Genomic DNA, 19416 nt, shown 5'->3' with positions numbered 1-19416 from the left:
CTCCGTCGCGGCGCCGGGTCGACGTGAACGTAACAAGGATGAAAGACGACCGAAAGACCTTGCGGAATATTTCTGCAAGCACCGCTGATCGTTACATTGGCGTGTCCGCAAGGTTGCCGTCAAGCCTCTTGACGGAAGCCCTTTCACCCTGCCCATGCCTGGCCAGGCCCGCCGTAGCAGCGGTACGACGATCTGATCGCAGGGGGCCGGGTGCGCCCGCAAGGACTTGCAAGATGTTGCTGCGGGAGGGCCGTCCAGCGGTGACGGCCGGGGCCGTCCGGCCGGATCCCGTGCATGGTGGGCAATCCGACACGCGCCCGGTACAGTCCATTGCCATGACCGCACGGCTTGCCGATATCGCAACTCAGGCGGGGGTCAGCGAAGCGACGGTCAGCCGCGTACTGAACGGCAAGCCCGGTGTCGCCGCGACCACCCGTGAATCCGTCCTGGCGGCGCTCGACGTCCTCGGCTACGAACGCCCCGTCCGGCTGCGCCGGCGCAGCGCGGGCCTCGTCGGCCTGATCACGCCCGAGCTGGAGAACCCGATCTTCCCGGCGCTGGCCCAGGTCATCGGCCAGGCGCTCACCAGGCAGGGCTACACACCGGTCCTGGCGACGCAGACGCCGGGCGGCTCCACCGAGGACGAGCTCACCGAGATGCTCGTCGACCGCGGCGTCTCGGGCATCATCTTCGTCTCCGGACTGCACGCGGACACCTCCGCCGACATGCAGCGCTACGAGCAACTGCGCGCCCAGGGTGTCCCCTTCGTCCTGGTCAACGGCTTCTCCCCCAAGGTGCAGGCGCCGTTCATCTCCCCCGACGACCGTGCGGCGATGCGGCTCGCGGTGACACACCTGGTGGCACTGGGGCACCAGCGCATCGGACTGGCGGTCGGGCCGAAGCGCTTCGTTCCGGTGCTCCGCAAGATCGAGGGGTTCCACGCCACGATGCGGGAGCAGCTCGGTCTCACCGCCGACGCGGTGGAGGAGCTGATCCAGCACTCCCTGTACACGCTGGAGGGCGGGCAGGCGGCGGCCTCGGCACTGATGGAGCGCGGGTGCACCGCGGTGGTGTGCGCGAGCGACATGATGGCGCTCGGTGCCATCCGGGCGGCCCGCAGGCTGTCGATGGAGGTCCCCCGCGACCTCTCGGTGGTCGGGTACGACGACTCGCCCCTCATAGCGTTCACCGATCCGCCGCTCACCACGATCCGGCAACCGGTGACCGCGATGGGCCAGGCCGCGGTGCGCACCCTGCTGGAGGAGATCGGCGGCACCCCGGCTCCGCACAGCGAGTTCGTCTTCATGCCCGAGCTGGTCGTACGCGGTTCAACCGCATCGGGTCCGGCCCCTTCCTCCCCGGGGCACACCCGCCGGTGAAGTGCTGGATGTGCGACCGGAACCCGACCGGAGGATCATCGGGCGGAGGGGGATGTATCTGGCAGACTCTGCGCCTATGGGTGAATCGCACGTGACCACACAGGAAGACCGCACGGCGGCCACCCCGTCACCCGTCGCGGACGGAGCGACGGCGTCCGGTTTTCACGGTCCAGCCGGTTCATCCGGTTCGTCCGGTTCGTCCGGTTCGACGAGAGCGATCATCCCTCCCCGTATGCGCACCCGCCTCGCCCTCAGCTCCCTGCGTTCCCCGCGCCGCCCGCGTCTCTGGTTCGAGATCCTGCTGATCGCGGTCAGTTACTGGCTCTACTCGCTGGTGCGCAACGCCGTGCCCGAGCAGAAGGCCGCGGCCCTGCGCAACGCCGACTGGATCTGGTCCCTGGAACACAGCATGGGGCTCGCCTTCGAGCAGACGGTCAACCACGCCGTCAACTCGGTGACATGGCTGATCGTGTCGATGAACTACTACTACGCGACGCTCCACTTCGTCGTGACGATCGGGGTGCTGGTCTGGCTGTTCCGCCGGCATCCGGGCCGTTACGCGGCAGCCCGTCTGGCCCTCTTCGCCACCACCGCGGTGGCCCTGCTCGGCTACTACGTCTTCCCGCTGGCGCCGCCCCGGCTGATGAACGGCGGCGGCTTCTTCGACACGGTGATGCTGCACGAGACCTGGGGTTCGATGGCCTCGGGCAACTTCAAGCACATGTCGAACCAGTACGCGGCGATGCCGTCCATGCACATCGGCTGGTCGCTGTGGTGCGGGCTGACCATCTGCGCCCTGGCCTCCGCCCCGTGGGCGCGGATCCTGGGGGCGCTGTACCCCGTGGCCACGCTCGTGGTGATCGTGGCGACCGCGAACCACTTCTGGCTGGACGCGGTGGGCGGGATGGCCTGCCTGACGTTCGGCGTGGCGATGTCCTACGCCTGGTACGGAGCTCTGCCGCACCGGCTGCCGAAGCGGATCCAGGGGCCGGGCAGGAGCCGTCTGCGCGCTCTGCGCCGGCCACCCCGGCGAGCGCCCGAGCCGGTCTCCCGGGCAGCCGGGCCGGGCACCGTCGCGGACTGAGACCGTCGACGAAGCCCGCCGACCGGGACGGGCGGCCGAGGCGCCGCCCGGGTGGTCGAACGGGGTGGCGGCGTGTCCGGCGCCTCAGCCCGAGGCGCCGTAGAACCGCTCCTCCACCACCGCCCGTGCCCGCCGGGTGATCCGCCGGTAGTCGTCCAGCATGTCCCCCACGTGCCCCTCCTCGTACCCGAGGTAACGGCCCACCGCCGTCAGCTCACGCGGGTTCGAGGGGAACGTGTCGCCCGGCCGCCCCCGCACCAGCATCACCGCGTTGCGCACACGGGAGGCCAGCACCCAGGCCTCGTCGAGCATCTGGGCCTCCTCCGCCGGGATCAGGTCCGCCGCGCACGCGGCCGCCAGCGCCTCGCGGGTCCGCGTGGTCCGCAGGCCGGGTTCCGCCCAGCCGTGCCGCATCTGCATGAGCTGCACCGTCCACTCGACGTCGCTCAGCCCGCCGCGCCCGAGCTTCGTGTGGAGCGTCGGGTCGGCGCCGCGCGGCATGCGCTCCGACTCCATCCTCGCCTTGAGCCGCCGGATCTCCCGGACCGCCTCGTCGCCCGGTCCCTCGACCGGGTAGCGCAGCGGGTCGACGAGCTCGACGAAGGCGCGTCCCAGCTCCTTGTCACCGGCCATGGGCTCGGCGCGGAGCAGCGCCTGGCTCTCCCAGACCAGCGACCAGCGCCGGTAGTAGGCCCCGTACGACTTCAGGGTGCGGGCGAGGGGCCCGGTCTTGCCCTCCGGCCTCAGGTCGGCGTCGATGAGCAGCGGCGGATCAGCGGTCGGCAGCTCCAGCAGTCTGCGCATCTCCGACACGACGGCGTTCGCGGCCCGGCTGGCCTCCTCCTCGCCGACCCCCTCCCGGGGCTGGTGGACGAACAGGACGTCCGCGTCCGATCCGTAGCTCAGCTCGTGCCCGCCGAAGCGGCCCATGCCGATGACGGCGAACCGGGTCGGCAGGGTGGAGCCCCACCGCTCGCGGACCGCGGCGCGCAGCGCCCCGGAGAGCGTGGCGGCGTTCAGATCGGTGACCGCGGACCCGACCCGGTCGACCAGGGCACCCGGGTCGGTCTCGGCCGGGTTGTCCTCGGTGCCGTACGAGCCGATGATGTCGGCCGCCGTCGTCCGGAACAGCTCCCGCCGGCGCACCCCGCGGGCCACCGCGACGGCCGCCTCGGCACCGGGGGCGCGGCCGACCGCGGCCAGCACCTCCTGCTCCAGGTGGTCGCGGCTGCGCGGTTTCAGCCCTTCGGGGTCACCGAGGATGGCGACGGCCTCCGGGGCGCGCATGAGGAGGTCCGGGGCGAGACGCCCGGCGGACAGGACCCGGGCGAGGTTCTCGGCGGCGGCGCCCTCGTCGCGCAGGAGGCGGAGGTACCAGGGGGTCTTGCCGAGCGCGTCGGACACCTGGCGGAAGCCCAGGAGACCGGCGTCCGGATCGGCGGAGTCCGCGAACCAGCCGAGCAGCACCGGCAGCAGCGTCCGCTGGATCGCGGCCTTGCGGGAGACCCCCGAGGACAGGGCTTCCAGGTGCCGCAGCGCGGCGGCGGGGTCGGCGTAGCCGAGGGCCTCCAGCCGGACGCCGGCGGCCTTGGCGCTGAGCCTGCGCTCGCCGGGGGCGAGCTGGGCCACGGCGTCCAGGAGCGGCCGGTAGAAGAGCTTCTCGTGCAGCCGCCGCACGACGGAGGCGTGCCGACGCCACGCCCGGTTGAGTTCGGCCACCGGGTCCGTGCGCAGCCCGAGGGACCGCCCGAGCCTGCGCAGGTCGGCCTCGTCCTCGGGGACCATGTGGGTGCGGCGGAGCCGGTAGAGCTGGATGCGGTGCTCCATCGCCCGCAGGAAGCGGTAGGCCTCGTCGAGCTGGGCGGCGTCCGCCCGCCCGACGTATCCGCCGTCGGCGAGCGCCCCCAGGGCCTCCAGGGTGGAGCCGACGCGCAGGGTGCTGTCGCCGCGCCCGTGGACGAGCTGGAGCAGCTGGACGGCGAACTCGACGTCCCGGAGCCCTCCGGGGCCGAGCTTGAGCTCGCGGTCGACGCGGTCGACGGGGATGTTGTCGACGACGCGGCGGCGCATCTTCTGCACGTCGCCGACGAAGTTCTCCCGGTCGGCGGCCTGCCACACCAGGGGGGAGACGGCTTCGAGGTACTGCGCCCCCAGCTCCGGGTCGCCCGCGACGGGCCGGGCCTTGAGAAGGGCCTGGAACTCCCAGGTCTTGGCCCAGCGCTGGTAGTAGGCGAGGTGCGAGGAGACGGTCCGTACCAGGGGTCCGTTGCGGCCCTCGGGGCGGAGGTTGGCGTCGACGGGCCAGATGGTGCCCTCGACGGTGGTGTCGGAGCAGATCCTCATCATGTGGGCGACCAGCCGGGTGGCGGCCTGCAGTGCGCCGCTCTCCTCCGCGCCGTCGACCGGTTCGCCGACGAAGATCACGTCGACGTCGGAGACGTAGTTCAGCTCGTGTCCCCCGCACTTGCCCATCGCGATGACGGCGATGCGGCACTGGGCGGCGTCGGAGGGCGCGTCGGCGCGGGCGATGGCGAGCGCCGCGCGCAGGGTGGCCGTCGCGAGGTCGGCGAGCTCGGCGGCGACCTCGGCGACGTCCGTCGTCCCGCAGACGTCACGGGCCGCTATCGACAGCAGGGACCTGCGGTAGGCGACCCTCAGCGAGTCCGGGTCGACGACGTCGCAGAGCATCTGCTCGAACTCCCGGACCCCGGGGTGCAGATCGGTGGCCTCGTAGGTGACCAGCACCTGCCAGTCGCGCGGATGCCGTGCCAGATGGTCCCCGAGCGCCTCGGAGGCACCGAGGGCCCCGAGCAGCCGGTCCCGCAGCGGCTTCGCGGTGACGAGGGTGTCCAGCAGGATCTGCCGCTCGTCGGGCTCCTCGGCCTCGACCAGCCGCACCAGGCCGTGCAGGGCCAGATCGGGGTCGGCCGTCGCGCCGAGGGCGTCGAAGAGCACGGGATCGGCGCGCACGGAGGAGAGCTCGGGCAGGTCCAGCAGCCTTTCGGCGGCCGAGGGATCGGTGAAACCGTGCCGCAGCAAGCGGGTGAACGTACTGCTTCTGCGTCCCGGCACCGTCGTCATCCCGTGTCTCCTGCCCGCCGCTCACATATCCGCCCTACGAGCCTAGCCCCGCGCAGTTGAATACGGAGCGGCGGCGTGGCCCGACCGCGGGGCCGCGACCGGTGCAAAGGCCACGCACACCGCCATACCCGCCCGGGTTCCGCCCGGCCGTCTCCTCGCCTACCGGGGTCTGGTGCCGATGACGACGGTGGCGTACAGCTCCTCGGAGACCACGACGCGCGCGGCCAGTCCGCCGCCGCGCACCGTCTCCTCGGCCGCCGGCGCCTGCCGCTCGCTCGTCTCGACCAGCAGGCTGCCGCCGGGGGCCAGCCAGTCCGCCGCCTCGGCGACGACGCGGCGCATCACGTCGAGGCCGTCGCCCCCTCCGTCGAGCGCGACGAGCGGCTCGTGGACGCGCGCCTCGGCGGGCAGCAGCCCCACGTCGCCGGTCGGCACGTACGGCACGTTGGCGAGCAGGACGTCGACCCGTCCCCGCAGGGCGCGGGGCAGCGGCGTGAAGAGGTCGCCCTCGTGGACGGTCCCGAGCGCGCCGACGTTGCGCCGGGCGCAGCGCACGGCCGCGGGCTCCACGTCGGCGGCGTGCAGTTCCACGTCCCGCAGCGTCGAGGCGAGCGCACGGCCGAGCGCCCCGGTACCGCAACAGAGGTCGACCACGACCGCCCGGTCGGGGGCGAGTGCGGCGGCCTGCCGCACGAGGAACTCCGTACGCCGCCGGGGCACGAAGACCCCCGGGTCCACGGCGATCCGCAGTCCGCAGAACTCGGCCCAGCCGAGGACGTGTTCGAGGGGGTTTCCGGCCACCCGGCGTTCCAGCATGGCCGCGAGTGCGGCGGGGTCGGCCGCTGTCGAGAGGAGGAGCTCCGCCTCGTCCTCGGCGAAGACGCAGCCGGCGGCCCGGAGGGCGGTGACGAGGGTGGCGAAGGTGAGCGGTGGGGCGAAGTCCTGCACGGTGCGGAGCCTTTCGGGAGTACCGATGGGCGCTCCGCGATCGCTCAGGCCCGGTCGGCCCTACGACGGCGAGGGGTGAGCGCCCAGCCTGCTGAAGCGGTAATGGGTCTCACCTCCTGGGTCGGTCCCGGTCTCGGGAGGGGTCACACTACCCGAGACCGTCCGCGCCGACACCGGCCGAGACGGCGCACGACCGCTTCCCCTCGCCCCGGACCTCAGACCACGACCCGGTAGTGGGTGGTCAGCCGCCCGTCGTCGTCCAGCACGTGGAAGGCGAGGCCGGGAGGCTGGTCACGGTCGGCCGCGTGGTCGCCCTCCCAGGGCATCCGCAGCGTCCAGGTGACCGCCGGCCCCACGATCAGGGGGCGTCTGGCGAAGGCGGAGGCCGCCGCGGTGTGGGCGTGTCCCGTGAGGACGGCGGCGACCTCCGGATGCGCGTCGAGCAGGGCCGCCAGATCGCCGGGACGCTCCAGCATGCAGGAGTCCGGCAGCGGGTGGTGGAGCTCGACAGGCGGCTGGTGAAAGGCGATCAGGGACCGTGTGCCGCCGGGGAGTTCCGTGAGGGTGGTGTCGATCCAGGCGAGGGTCTCCTCGTCGAGGCGGCCCTCGTCACGCCCCGGAACGGTGGAGTCGCACATCAGGATCGCGACCCCCGCGATGTGGTGCACCCGGTTGACCGGTCCGGTTCCGGGCTCCTCCCCCAGCAGCGCCGTCCGGTAGGCGGGCCGGGCGTCGTGGTTCCCGGGGCAGGGCAGGACCGGGAACGGCGCGGCCAGGATCCGCCTCGCCTCCTCGTACTCCGCCTCCGCCCCGTGGTCCGCGATGTCCCCGGTGACCAGCACGGCGTCGACGGGGCGGGGCAGGGCCCGCAGGTGGTCCATGACGCGCTCGGCGCGCCGGGTCGCCCTCTCGCTGCCGTCCAGATGCAGATCACTGATCTGCGCGAGCAACACGGTCATGCCGTCCCCCTCCAACGGTTGCTCCACGGTATCCGCCGGCGACCTCGGGGTGTGCCTGCCATCACGGTCAACCGGCCCGGACGGCCGCGTCCTTCACGGACCGCTGGGCGGCACCGGAACGCGCGAGCACGGTCCGCCGGGACGGCACAGGCGGTGTCGGAGGCAGGCGGCCCTGCTCCGTTCCACGTCCCGCGATACGCACTTCCGCTGCCCGACCCATGAGTGTACGTTCGTACATGCTGAGCCCCGGGGTGACGTCCGCCCCGTCGCATTCTCGTGAAAGACGTGCCTGATGGACCTGTCCACCCGTCGCCGCAGGACGGCGTTGTTCCTCTTCTTCCTCATCCCCGGCCTGTCGATCTCCTCGTGGGTGACGCGGACCCCCGACATCAGGGATCAACTGGGCGCTTCCACGGCCCAGATGGGACTCGTCCTGTTCGGCCTCTCCGTCGGCTCGATGCTCGGCATCCTGGTCTCAGGGGCTCTGGTCGCACGGTTCGGCACCAGGCCGGTCATGGGCCTGGGGGTGGCGCTGGTCATCGTCAGCATGGTGGTCATCGGCTTCGGGGCACAGATGCAGTCCGCCCCCACCGTCACGGCGGGGCTGTTCCTCTTCGGCGCCGGGATGGGCGGTGGAGAGGTCGCGGTCAACATCGACGGGGCCGAGGTCGAGCAGCTCATCGGCAGGACCGTACTGCCCACCCTGCACGGCTTCTTCAGCCTCGGCACGGTGGTGGGGGCCGCCGTCGGCATCCTGTTCACCGCGACCGAGTTCCCGGTGCAGTGGCACCTCGCGGCGACGGCCCTGATCACGGCCGGGATGTTCCTCTACGCCTTCCGCGCCATCCCTCCCGCGGTCGGCAGGACCAAGGGGCTCCGGCCGGCCGACGGCGGCACCGCACCGGCGCGGAGCGCGGTGTGGAAGGACAAGCAGCTGCTGCTGATCGGCGGCATCATCCTCGCCATGGCCCTGGCGGAGGGCGCCGCCAACGACTGGCTCCCCCTCCTCATGGTCGACGGCCACGGCGTGGACCCCGCCCTCGGATCGGCCGTCTACGCGGGCTTCGCCGCCGCCATGACGATCGGCCGCTTCTGCGGCGCCTTCTTCATCGACCGCTTCGGCCGCGTGCCCGTGGTGCGGGCCAGCGCCCTGTCCGCCGCCCTCGGACTCGCGCTCGTCATCTTCGCCGACTCGCCCGTGTTCGCGGGCGCCGCGGTGCTGTTCTGGGGCCTGGGTGCGTCGCTCGGATTCCCCGTGGCCCTGTCGGCGGCCGGCGACTCGGGTCCCGACTCGGCCGCCCGCGTCAGCCTGGTGGCGATGATCGGCTACATCGCGTTCCTCGTCGGGCCCCCCGGGCTCGGCTTCCTGGGCGACCACTACGGGCTGCGCTCCGCCATGATCCTCGTCCTCGCCTTCGTCGCCGTGGCGGTCTTCCTGGCCCCGGCCATCGGCACGCGCCGGACCCCGCAGCCGGAGGTGCACCCGGCGCAGCCGGCCGCCCCCGACGCCACCCCGGACGTCACCCGGACGGCCCAGGGCGACTGACGGGCCCGGGGCGGCTGACCGGCCCCGATACGGCGACGAACGGTACGCCGTGTACCGGACCCGCCCCGCGCCGGACGGCCCGGGGACGGCCCGGACGGCAGGAGGGCCCGCGGCCGGTGGCCGCGGGCCCTCCACCGGACGTGCCGTTACAGCACCGGCAGCAGGTTCTTCAGCTCGAAGGCCGTGACCTCGCTGCGGTACTCCTCCCACTCCTGCTTCTTGTTGCGCAGGAAGAAGTCGAAGACGTGCTCGCCCAGCGTCTCGGCGACCAGTTCGCTCTTCTCCATCAGCGAGATCGCCTCGCCCAGGTTCTGCGGAAGCGGCTCGATGCCCATCGCGCGGCGCTCCGAGTCGGAGAGGGCCCAGACGTCGTCGTCGGCTCCGGCCGGGAGTTCGTAGCCCTCCTCGATGCCCTTGAGACCGGCGGCGAGCAGTACCGCGTACGTCAGGTAGGGGTTGGCGCCGGAGTCGATGGAGCGGACCTCGACGCGGGCCGAGCCGGTCTTGCCGGGCTTGTACATCGGGACGCGGATCAGGGCCGAGCGGTTGTTGTGGCCCCAGCAGATGTACGAGGGGGCTTCGCCGCCGGCGCCCGCGGAGCGGCTGGAGCCGCCCCAGATGCGCTTGTACGAGTTGACCCACTGGTTGGTCACGGCGGAGATCTCCGCGGCGTGCTTGAGCAGCCCCGCGATGAAGGAGCGGCCGACCTTGGAGAGCTGGTACTCGGCGCCCGACTCGTAGAAGGCGTTGCGGTCGCCCTCGAAGAGGGAGAGGTGGGTGTGCATGCCCGATCCCGGGTACTCCGAGAACGGCTTCGGCATGAAGGTGGCCTGCACCCCCTGCTCCAGCGCGACCTGCTTCATGACGAGGCGGAACGTCATGATGTTGTCGGCCGTGGAGAGCGCGTCCGCGTAGCGCAGGTCGATCTCCTGCTGGCCGGGGGCGCCCTCGTGGTGGCTGAACTCGACCGAGATGCCCATCGATTCGAGCATGGTGATCGCCTGGCGGCGGAAGTCCATGCCGACGTTCTGCGGGGTGTGGTCGAAGTAGCCGGAGCTGTCGGCCGGGGTGGGGCGGCTGCCGTCGACCGGCTTGTTCTTCAGCAGGAAGAACTCGATCTCGGGGTGGGTGTAGAAGGTGAAGCCGAGGTCGGAGGTCTTCGCCAGGATGCGCTTGAGGACGAACCGCGGGTCGGCGAAGGAGGGCGAACCGTCCGGCATCAGGATGTCGCAGAACATCCGTGCCGTCCCCGGGGCCTCCGCACGCCACGGAAGAATCTGGAACGTGCCGGGGTCCGGCTTCGCGATCATGTCCGATTCGTATACACGGGCGAAGCCCTCGATCGCCGAGCCGTCGAAGCCGATGCCCTCGTCGAACGCCTGCTCCAGCTCTGCGGGGGCCACGGCGACGGACTTGAGGTAACCGAGAACGTCGGTGAACCACAGCCGTACGAAGCGGATGTCGCGCTCCTCAAGCGTCCTGAGGACGAATTCCTGCTGCTTGTCCATAGCCACATCCTTGCAGTTCAGACGGTCCGTGCACCACCGCCCGGGGTAGGGGGGACACCTCAGTATCACGACCCGGGATTTCACCCAGATTACGCACACGGTGTGAGAGAGAGCACGCGGCCACCCACTACGATCGGCGCCCATGGTGTGCACGGGTCGCAGCCTCCGCGCCACGGCCCGCCACGACCAGGTTCCCCACGCTCCGCTCCCGTCCCTCCCGACCCCTTGGCAGAAGGACCCGACCTCATGAGCTTCGACCGCAGGACCCGCATAGAGCAGATGCGCAGCGCCGACCGTGCGCGCGACCGCCGCAACAAGGTCCTCGCCATAGGCCTGAGCGCCGTCGTGGTGGCCGGCCTGCTCGGTTTCGGCTCGTACATGCTCCTGGAGAAGTCCGAGGCGAAGGAGAAGACGGAGGAGAGCCAGGCGCAGGACGCCAAGCAGACCGAGCAGGAGAAGAAGAAGCTCGCCACCGAGCCGATCGCGGACGAGAAGTCGTGGGACGCGAAGAAGCTGACCCGTGACCACGTCACCACGGAGGTGACGTATCCCATGGAGCCGCCGGTCGGCGGGAACCACAATCCGGCCTGGCTGAACTGCGACGGCGTCGTATACGAGAAGGCCGTCCCGAACGTCAACGCCGTGCACGCCCTGGAGCACGGTGCGGTCTGGGTGACGCACAACGCGAAGGCCTCCGCGAAGGACGTCGACGCGCTGGCGTCGCGCGTCGGGAGCACCCCGTACTCCCTGATGTCCCCGTACGAGGGCCAGGCCGGGGCGATCATGCTCAGCGCCTGGGGCAAGCAGGTCACGGTGGACGGCGCGGACGACCCGCGGGTGGCCCGGTTCTTCGCGAAGTACGTCCAGGGCGCGCAGACGCCCGAGCCGGGCGCCCCCTGCACCGGCGGGGTCGACGGGTGACCGCCTCGCTCACCCGTCGTACGCGGTGGGCCCTGGGGTCCGCGGTGGCTTTGGCCGCGCTGTTCGCGGGGGCGGCCACGGTCGCCTCCGCGCGGGGGGACGGGGCGGCGTCCGCGCCCCTCACGCCCGCCGCGGACTCGGCCGACGCGGGCTTCGCGCGGGACATGGCCGTCCACCACCAGCAGGCCGTGGAGATGTCCTTCGTCGTGCGGGACGTGACCGACGACGAGGACGTACGGCGTCTCGCCTACGACATCGCGCAGACGCAGGCCAACCAGCGCGGGATGCTGCTCGGCTGGCTCGACCTGTGGGAGCTGCCGAAGACGGCGCCCGACGGGCAGGGCCCGATGTCCTGGATGCCGGACGCCCACAGCGGCCACGACATGCAGGACATGAAGGGCATGGACCACGACGGGGCCCTGATGCCCGGTATGGCCACCAGGGCCGAGCTGGCGCGGCTCCGCTCGGCCCGCGGCGAGCAGGCCGAGATCCTCTTCCTGCAGCTGATGACCGACCACCACGAGGGCGGCGTCGCGATGGCCCGGGGCTGCGCCGAGCGGTGCGCCGTGCCCGTGGAGAAGCGGCTGGCACAGGGAATGGTCGAGGCCCAGCGGTCCGAGCTCGGCCTGATGGCCGACATGCTCGCGGAGCGCGGGGCCGCACCCCGTCCCTGAACACGGAACCGGCTCGGCGTACGCCCGGACGAGTGACAGCACTCGCGTGCGCCGGGCGGTCCCGGCACGATGGAAGGACTCGGGGACCGTCGAGCAGTGCCCATCGGCACGCAGGAGGCAACCCCATGACCACGGCCAAGGACATCATGCACCCCGGGGCCCACTGGATCCCCGCCCACGAGACGCTCGACCGCGCCGCGCAGATGATGCGTGACCACACGGTGGGCGCCCTGCCCGTCTCCGCCGGCGGCGAGAAGGACCGGATGGTCGGGATCATCACCGACCGGGACATCGTGACCAAGTGCGTGGCGTCGGGGCACGACCCGTCGACGGTGACGGCGGGCGAGCTCTGCGACGGCACTCCGCGCTGGATCGAGTCGTCGGCGGACGTCGACGCCGTGCTGGAGACGATGCAGAGCCGACGTATCCGCCGGCTCCCGGTGATCGAGGACAAGAAGCTGGTCGGCATGATCAGCGAGGCCGACCTGGCGCTCCACCTCTCGGACGAGCAGGTCGCCGGCTGGGCGGAGAAGGTCTACTCCCGGGCCTGACCGCCGCCCCCGCCGCCCGGCACCGCGCACGGCGGCCCGTGGCACGGACGAACCCGTGGTGCCCCGGACCGGGCCGTCGGGTGTCGGGTGCCGTACCCCTCTACCTGACAGGGGTACGGTGCGCAATATGTCTGAAATGCACACTCGCCGCGCCGTGCTCGGCGCGGGTGTCGCCCTGGCCGGAGCAGCGGGACTCGCCTCGCAGGCCGTCACCCCCTCCCGGGCCCACGCCGCTCCCCGCCGCACGCCCGCCCCCTCCCCCGCGCGAGCCGCCGACCAGTACGTCACGCCCGACGGTCCCGAGGTGGTGGACGCCGAGGCCCGCCGGGGTGCCGGCCCGGTGCGGAAGGTCTCGCTGACCGCCACCTCCTCGCGCCTGGAGCTGGGCGGCGGCCTCACCGTCCCCAGCTGGGCCTACGGCGACCGCCTGCCGGGTGAGGCGATCCGGGTCACCGCGGGCGAGATCCTCGAACTCGCCCTGGCCAACAACCTGCCGCAGGCCACCACGATGCACTGGCACGGTCTCGCCCTGCGCAACGACATGGACGGCGTGCCGGCGCTGACGCAGCAGGCGGTGAAGGCGGGCGCCGACTTCACCTACCGGTTCGCGGTCAGCCACCCCGGGACCTACTGGATCCACCCGCACTCGGGCGTGCAGCTCGACCGGGGCCTGTACGCGCCGCTGATCGTCGAGGACCCGAAGGAACCGCTCGCGTACGACAAGGAGTGGGTCGTCGTCCTCGACGACTGGCTCGACGGGGTGGACGGCTCCACCCCCGACGCGGTCCTCGACGAGCTCACCGAGGGCCGGGGGTCCGCCCATGACGCCACCGGCCACCAGGCGGCCCGCCGCGCGGCCGACGGCGACGCCCCCTCGCGGCTCCTCGTCGGCGCGAGCAGCGATCTGCTCGGCGGCCACGCCGGCGACGTCGCCTATCCGCACTACCTGGTCAACGGCCGCAGGGCGAGCGACCCTTCGGTCTTCGAGGCGGCTCCCGGCGACCGCATCCGGCTGCGCGTCGTCAACGCCGGCGGCGACACGGCGTTCCGGCTGGCGCTCGGGGGCCACCGGATGACGGTGACGCACACGGACGGCTTCCCGGTGCGGCACACCGAGACCGACACCCTGCTGCTGGCGATGGGTGAGCGGTACGACGTGCTGGTGACCGCGGGGGACGGGGTGTTCCCGCTGACGGCGCTCGCCGAGGGCAAGGAGGCGTCGGCGCTGGCCGTGCTGAGGACGGGGCTGGGAGCGATCCCGCCTGCCACGGTGCGGCCCGCGGAGCTGGACGGCGAGCTGGTCACGGCCGACCGGCTGGCCCCGGACGAGGCGGTGGCACTGCCGGAGCGCGCACCCGACCGGACCGTGCGCATGACGCTCACGGGTTCCATGGACGCCTACGACTGGGCCTTCGACGGCAAGCCCTACGACCCGGCGGTCCGGCATCCCGTCAAGGCCGGGGAGCGCGTGCGACTGGTCTTCACCAACCGCACCGCGATGTGGCATCCGATCCATCTGCACGGCCACACGTTCGCGATGGCCGGCACGGCGCTCGGCGCCCGCAAGGACACCGCCGCGGTCCTGCCCGGACGCTCGCTGACGGTCGACTTCGACGCGGACAACCCCGGCCTGTGGATGCTCCACTGCCACAACGTCTACCACGCCGAAGCCGGGATGATGACGGTCCTGGGCTACCTGCGCTGACCGGGCGGCGTGCCGCCGTCCGGGGGCGGTCCGCCGCTTCCGGGCGGAGATACGCCGGGACATAGCGTCAGTCAGACGATTACACTGGCCACGTGCCTCAACTACGTCTCGCACTCAATCAGATCGACGCGACGGTCGGAGACCTCGCCGGCAACTCCGAGTCGATCCTCCACTGGACCCGGCACGCCGCCGAGCAGGGCGCCCACCTGGTGGCGTTCCCCGAGATGGTGCTGACCGGCTATCCCGTCGAGGACCTGGCCCTGCGGTCGTCCTTCGTCGAGGCCTCGCGGCGGGCGCTGCGCGCGCTCGCCGTCCGCCTCGCCGACGAGGGCTTCGGGGAACTGCCGGTCGTCGTCGGCTACCTCGACCGCTCGGAGCACCCCGCGGTCCGCTACGGCCAGCCCGCGGGGTCCCCGCGCAACGCCGCCGCGGTGCTGCACCGCGGGCGGGTCGCGCTGAACTTCGCCAAGCACCACCTGCCCAACTACGGCGTGTTCGACGAGTTCCGGTACTTCGTGCCGGGCGACTCCATGCCGGTCGTGCGGGTGCACGGCATCGACGTGGCGCTCGCGATCTGCGAGGACCTGTGGCAGGACGGCGGCCGCGTCCCGGCCGCGCGCGCCGCCGGAGCGGGGCTGCTGCTGTCGGTCAACGCCTCCCCGTACGAGCGCGACAAGGACGACACCCGGCTCGAGCTGGTCCGCAGGCGGGCCCGGGAGGCCGGCTGCACCACGGCCTACCTGGCGATGACCGGCGGCCAGGACGAGCTGGTCTTCGACGGGGACTCCATCGTGGTCGGCAAGGACGGCGAGGTCATCGCCCGCGCACCGCAGTTCTCCGAGGGCACCGTGATCCTCGATCTCGACCTGCCCGCCGCCTCCGCCGAGGCACCGTCCGGTGTCGTCGCCGACGGGCTGCGGATCGACCACGTGGTCCTGAGCGAGGAACCGCTGCCGGCCTACGAGCCCGAGCTGGCCGGCGGGTACGCCGAGCGGCTGGACGACGACGAGGAGCTGTACTCGGCGCTGGTCGTGGGTCTGCGCGCGTACGCCGCGAAGAACGGTTTCAGCAGTGTGCTGATCGGGCTCTCGGGCGGTATCGACTCGGCCTTGGTCGCGGTGATCGCCTGCGACGCGCTGGGCGCCGACAACGTGTACGGCCTCTCGATGCCGTCGAAGTACTCCTCGGACCACTCCAAGGGCGACGCGGCGGAGCTGGCCCGGCGGACGGGGCTGAACTTCCGCACCGTACCGATCGAGCCGATGTTCGACGCGTACATGGACTCGCTCGGGCTCACCGGGCTGGCGGAGGAGAACCTCCAGTCGCGGCTGCGCGGCACGATGCTGATGGCCGTCTCCAACCAGGAGGGCCAGATCGTGCTCGCGCCGGGCAACAAGTCCGAGCTGGCGGTGGGCTATTCCACGCTGTACGGGGACTCCGTCGGCGCGTACGGGCCGATCAAGGACGTGTACAAGACATCGGTCTTCCGCCTCGCGAAGTGGCGCAACCGCGCCGCCGAGGAGCGCGGGCAGACCCCGCCCATCCCGGAGGCGTCCATCACCAAGCCGCCGAGCGCCGAACTGCGCCCGGACCAGGTGGACACGGACTCGCTGCCGGACTACGACGTGCTGGACCGCATCCTGGAGCTGTACGTCGACCGGGACCAGGGCCGGGACGCGATCGTGGCGGCCGGGTTCGACGACGCGCTGGTGACGAGGACGCTGCGGATGGTGGACACGGCGGAGTACAAGCGCCGGCAGTACCCGCCGGGCACGAAGATCTCGCCCAAGGGCTTCGGCAAGGACCGCCGTCTGCCGATCACCAACCGGTGGCGGGAGTCCCCGGAGCACTGACTCGGCAGGACGGACACCGCCCGGGACGCCTCGGCCTCCCGGGCGGTCCCGTGTGCCCGCCCGCGGTGTGGCACAGGTCACCGGAACCCCCCGGACCGTCCGGAGCGGTAGGTGGTGTGAGCTGTGATGAACAAGAAGAGCGGGATCGGATGCGTGCACGGATCAGGGCCGGCGACCGCGAGGCGTTCGCCGCGCTCTACGAGGAGCACGCGCGGGCGGTCTACAACCACGCCCTCCGGCTGACGGGCGACCGGTCGACGGCCGAGGAGGTCATGTCCGAGACCTTTCTGGCCGCCTGGCGCACCCGTCGCGGCGTCGAACCGGAAGGCGGCTCGCTGCGGCCGTGGCTGTTCGGGATCGCCACGAACAGGGCGCGCAACGCGAACCGCGGTACGGGGCGTCGCCTGGCCTTCCTGTCCCGCCGCAGCGCCCCGGAACCGGTGGCGGACATCGCGGACGCCACGGCGGGACGCGTGGACGACGCGCGGCGGCTCGCCGCGGTCCGGCGGGCACTGGGCGGGCTGCGCCGCCAGGAACGCGAGGTGCTGGTCCTCTGCGTCTGGTCGGGTCTCGACTACGCCGAGGCCGCCGAGGCCCTCGGCATCCCCGTGGGCACGGTGCGGTCGCGGCTGTCCCGCGCCCGTGACCGGCTGCGGCGGCTCACCGACGAGGAACTCGGCCGGACGCGGGACGGGCCGGCGCGGGACGTAGGGCCCGGAGAAGGGGCCCGTACCGCGAGGGAACCCCGCACCGGCCGCGGAGAGGTAGGGAGCAGGGCCGCGTTCGTGGCCCTGCCCATCCAGGAGGAAACCCGATGAACGACCGCACCTCCGGCCCCGAGCAGGCCGAACGCGAGGAACTGGCCCTGCTGTTGCCGGCACCGGCCGAACGGGACCTGCCCCCGGGCCGTCATCTCCATCACAAGGACACCCTGATGCGTCTGATCGACCAGGACGGCGAACGCGCCACCGCACGCCCCCGCCCCCGCCTCCTGCGCCCCGCCGTCCTGCTGCCCGCCGCCGGACTGGCTCTGGGCGGGGTGCTGCTGACCACCCTCGCCGTGACCGGCCAGGACAGCGCTCCGGCACCGTCCGCCTCCGCCACCGGCTCCAAGGCCACCGGTACCCGTGGCGCGGCCGTGCTGCTCGACCGGATCGCCCTGGCCGCCGGGAAGGGCGGCGAACGGACGGTCACCGGGGACCAGTTCGTGTACGTCAGGACACTGGTGTCCGGGAACGAGGGCGAGTTCGGCGGTCCGGTGAAGCTGGCCGAGCCCGGCGAGCGCGAGGTCTGGATGACGCAGAAGGCCGGTCCGGTGATCGACGAGGGCCTGATCCACCAGGACGGCTCGTACATCCCGCTCGTCGTCGGCGTCCCGGACGGCGAGAAGCCCGTCGGCCACCCGGCGGGCCTCGACCGCCCGACGTACGCCTGGCTGGCCTCGCTGCCCACCGACCCCGACGTCCTGCTCCGGCGGCTGACGGCCGAGATCACCCGGGACCAGGACTCCCGCGACACCCCGGCCGAGGACCGGGACGAGGCGCGGGACGCCTTCGACGCCATCGGCGAGCTGCTGCGGGAGACGGTGATGCCCCCGAGGACGGCGGCCGCCCTCTACAGGGCCGCGGCGAGGATCCCCGGCGTGAGGGTGGACCCCGACGCGGTGGACGCGGCCGGCCGGCACGGGATCGGCGTGGCCCGCGACGACACCGCGGCCGGCTGGCGCACCACCTGGATCTTCGACTCGACGACCCTGGAGTACCGGGGCGAGCGGACCTACCTCATCAGGGACACCTCCATGGGCAGGAAGGGCACCCTGATCGGCGTGTCGGCGGTCCTGGAGCGTGCGGTCGTCGACGCCCTCCGCGAGAGGCCGTCGAAGACGACCTGAGAGGACGGGCCGGTGGGGGCGCGCGTCGCGCGCCCCCACCGGCCCGTCGTCGTGAGCGGAGGCCGTGGAGCCGTCCGGTTCAGCCGTCGGAGGAGGAGCGGGCCTCCGCGTACTCCCGAGTCTCCGCCCGGGCTCCGGAGGCCACGACCCGCGAGGGGGCCGGGGTCCGGTCCATGACGCCCGCCGTGACCGCCACGGCGAGTCCGGCCACGGCCAGCACCGCGCCGACCAGGGCCGGGGACGTCCAGCCCCAGCCGGCCGCGATGGCGACCCCGCCGAGCCAGGCGCCGCCCGCGTTGGCCAGGTTGAAGGCGGAGTGGTTGGAGGCGGAAGCCAGCGTGGGGGCGTCCTTCGCCTTGTTCATCACGAGCATCTGGAGCGGCGTGGTCGTCATGAAGCCGATGCCGCCGAGCAGCACCACCATGACCAGGGCCGCCCAGTGGACGTGCACCGTGAAGGGGAAGACCACCAGGACGACGGCCAGGGCCCCCAGCGAGCCGTAGAGGGTGGGCCGCAGCGCCCGGTCGGTCAGCGGTCCCGCCGCCAGCGCGCCGAGGGTCATCCCGATGCCGAAGAGCGCCAGGACGAGCGTCACCGAGGACTCGCCGAAGCCCATCGCCTCGGTCGTCATGGAGGAGAGGTAGGAGTAGACGGCGAAGACACCCGCGAAGCCGAGGACGGCGGTGAGCAGGCCGAGCATGACCTGCCGGTTGCCCAGCGCGCTCAGCTCACGGCGTACGTTCTGGTGCGCCTCGACGGGGATCTGCGGTACGAGCCGGGCGAGCGCGGCCATCGCGCCCAGCCCGATCACCGCGACGACCATGAACGTGGCGCGCCAGCCGAGGTGCTGTCCCAGCAGGGTGGCCGCCGGTACGCCGACGATGTTGGCCACGGTCAGCCCGAGGAACATCGTGGCGACCGCGCGTGCCTGGCGGCCGTCCGGCACGAGCCGCGCGGCGACGACGGCGCCGACCCCGAAGAACGCGCCGTGCGGAAGCCCGGCCAGGAAGCGTCCGGCCAGCAGCCAGCCGAAGTCGGGAGCGAAGGCGGAGGCGAGGTTGCCGACGGTGAAGACGGCCATCAGCAGCAGGAGCATCCGCTTGCGCGGGATCCTGGAGCCGAGACCGGTGAGCAGCGGGGCGCCGACGACGACGCCGATCGCGTACGCCGAGACGAGGTAACCGGCGGTGGGCACGGACGTTCCCAGGTCGTCCGCGACGTTGGGCAGCAGGCCCATCATCACGAACTCGGTGGTGCCGATGCCGAAGGCGCTCACAGCGAGGGCGAGCAGGGCCAGGGGCATGGGGAGAACCTTT

General features: G+C 72.3%; 15 protein-coding genes. 10 read left to right on the top strand and 5 right to left on the bottom strand.

Features of this window, described 5'->3' with window-relative positions; genetic code table 11:
• Window positions 1-335: 335 nt before the first annotated feature.
• Complete coding sequence (locus tag IA22_RS0103740) at window positions 336-1379, top strand: LacI family DNA-binding transcriptional regulator (RefSeq protein ID WP_030122728.1); 1044 nt, start codon at window positions 336-338, stop codon at window positions 1377-1379.
• 232 nt (window positions 1380-1611) lie between these two features.
• Entirely contained in the window at window positions 1612-2463 is an 852-nt protein-coding gene (locus tag IA22_RS0103735) for a phosphatase PAP2 family protein (RefSeq protein ID WP_386167421.1), read from the top strand.
• Window positions 2464-2547: 84 nt separating this feature from the next.
• Here IA22_RS0103735 and IA22_RS0103730 read toward each other — a convergent pair whose 3' ends face one another.
• The 3 genes from IA22_RS0103730 to IA22_RS0103720 all read right to left on the bottom strand — a co-directional run bounded on the left by IA22_RS0103730 (window position 2548) and on the right by IA22_RS0103720 (window position 7451).
• On the bottom strand, window positions 2548-5544 hold the full coding sequence (locus tag IA22_RS0103730; RefSeq protein WP_014156608.1) for a bifunctional [glutamine synthetase] adenylyltransferase/[glutamine synthetase]-adenylyl-L-tyrosine phosphorylase: 2997 nt from the start codon (window positions 5542-5544) through the stop codon (window positions 2548-2550).
• A 159-nt stretch (window positions 5545-5703) separates the two neighbouring features.
• Window positions 5704-6492, bottom strand: a complete 789-nt coding sequence (locus IA22_RS0103725; protein ID WP_030122726.1) for a putative protein N(5)-glutamine methyltransferase — start codon at window positions 6490-6492, stop codon at window positions 5704-5706.
• A gap of 215 nt (window positions 6493-6707) precedes the next feature.
• On the bottom strand, window positions 6708-7451 hold the full coding sequence (locus IA22_RS0103720; protein WP_030122725.1) for a metallophosphoesterase: 744 nt from the start codon (window positions 7449-7451) through the stop codon (window positions 6708-6710).
• A 292-nt stretch (window positions 7452-7743) separates the two neighbouring features.
• On the opposite strand from IA22_RS0103720, the gene IA22_RS0103710 reads away from it, so the two are divergent.
• Window positions 7744-8997, top strand: coding sequence for an MFS transporter (locus IA22_RS0103710; protein ID WP_030122724.1), 1254 nt, complete (start codon window positions 7744-7746; stop codon window positions 8995-8997).
• A 146-nt stretch (window positions 8998-9143) separates the two neighbouring features.
• Here the strand turns inward: IA22_RS0103710 and glnA are convergent, their stop codons facing one another.
• Window positions 9144-10505, bottom strand: coding sequence for a type I glutamate--ammonia ligase (gene glnA / locus IA22_RS0103705; protein WP_014156604.1), 1362 nt, complete (start codon window positions 10503-10505; stop codon window positions 9144-9146).
• A gap of 246 nt (window positions 10506-10751) precedes the next feature.
• Between glnA and IA22_RS0103700 the strand changes: the two genes are divergently transcribed.
• The 7 genes from IA22_RS0103700 (at window position 10752) to IA22_RS0103670 (ending at window position 18100) form a co-directional block, all read left to right on the top strand.
• The gene (locus IA22_RS0103700) at window positions 10752-11426 is read left to right on the top strand and encodes a DUF3105 domain-containing protein (RefSeq protein ID WP_030122723.1); all 675 of its coding nucleotides are present in this window, start codon (window positions 10752-10754) and stop codon (window positions 11424-11426) included.
• Window positions 11423-12100: a DUF305 domain-containing protein gene (locus IA22_RS0103695; protein ID WP_014156602.1), complete on the top strand. Its 678-nt coding sequence runs from the start codon at window positions 11423-11425 to the stop codon at window positions 12098-12100. The genes IA22_RS0103700 and IA22_RS0103695 overlap by 4 nt, the downstream gene beginning before the upstream one ends.
• Before the next feature lie 125 nt (window positions 12101-12225).
• A complete protein-coding gene (locus IA22_RS0103690; RefSeq protein WP_014156601.1) occupies window positions 12226-12651 on the top strand; it encodes a CBS domain-containing protein in 426 nt (141 codons plus the stop codon).
• Window positions 12652-12778: 127 nt separating this feature from the next.
• On the top strand, window positions 12779-14356 hold the full coding sequence (locus tag IA22_RS0103685) for a multicopper oxidase family protein (RefSeq protein ID WP_030122722.1): 1578 nt from the start codon (window positions 12779-12781) through the stop codon (window positions 14354-14356).
• 92 nt (window positions 14357-14448) lie between these two features.
• Window positions 14449-16209, top strand: coding sequence for an NAD+ synthase (locus IA22_RS0103680; protein WP_014156599.1), 1761 nt, complete (start codon window positions 14449-14451; stop codon window positions 16207-16209).
• 149 nt (window positions 16210-16358) lie between these two features.
• Window positions 16359-17027 (top strand): RNA polymerase sigma factor, encoded by a 669-nt coding sequence (locus tag IA22_RS0103675; protein WP_030122721.1) that lies wholly within the window; start codon window positions 16359-16361, stop codon window positions 17025-17027.
• A complete protein-coding gene (locus tag IA22_RS0103670; protein ID WP_030122720.1) occupies window positions 17024-18100 on the top strand; it encodes a CU044_5270 family protein in 1077 nt (358 codons plus the stop codon). The genes IA22_RS0103675 and IA22_RS0103670 overlap by 4 nt, the downstream gene beginning before the upstream one ends.
• A gap of 79 nt (window positions 18101-18179) precedes the next feature.
• On the opposite strand, the gene IA22_RS0103665 is transcribed toward IA22_RS0103670, so the two are convergent.
• Window positions 18180-19403: an MFS transporter gene (locus IA22_RS0103665; protein WP_015576933.1), complete on the bottom strand. Its 1224-nt coding sequence runs from the start codon at window positions 19401-19403 to the stop codon at window positions 18180-18182.
• Window positions 19404-19416 lie beyond the last annotated feature (13 nt).

The sequence above is a fragment of the Kitasatospora papulosa genome (assembly GCF_000717245.1).
Classification (GTDB): Bacteria; Actinomycetota; Actinomycetes; order Streptomycetales; family Streptomycetaceae; genus Streptomyces; species Streptomyces papulosus.
Note: the sequence above shows the minus strand (reverse complement) of the source record. Positions and strands in the feature narration are given on the sequence as shown.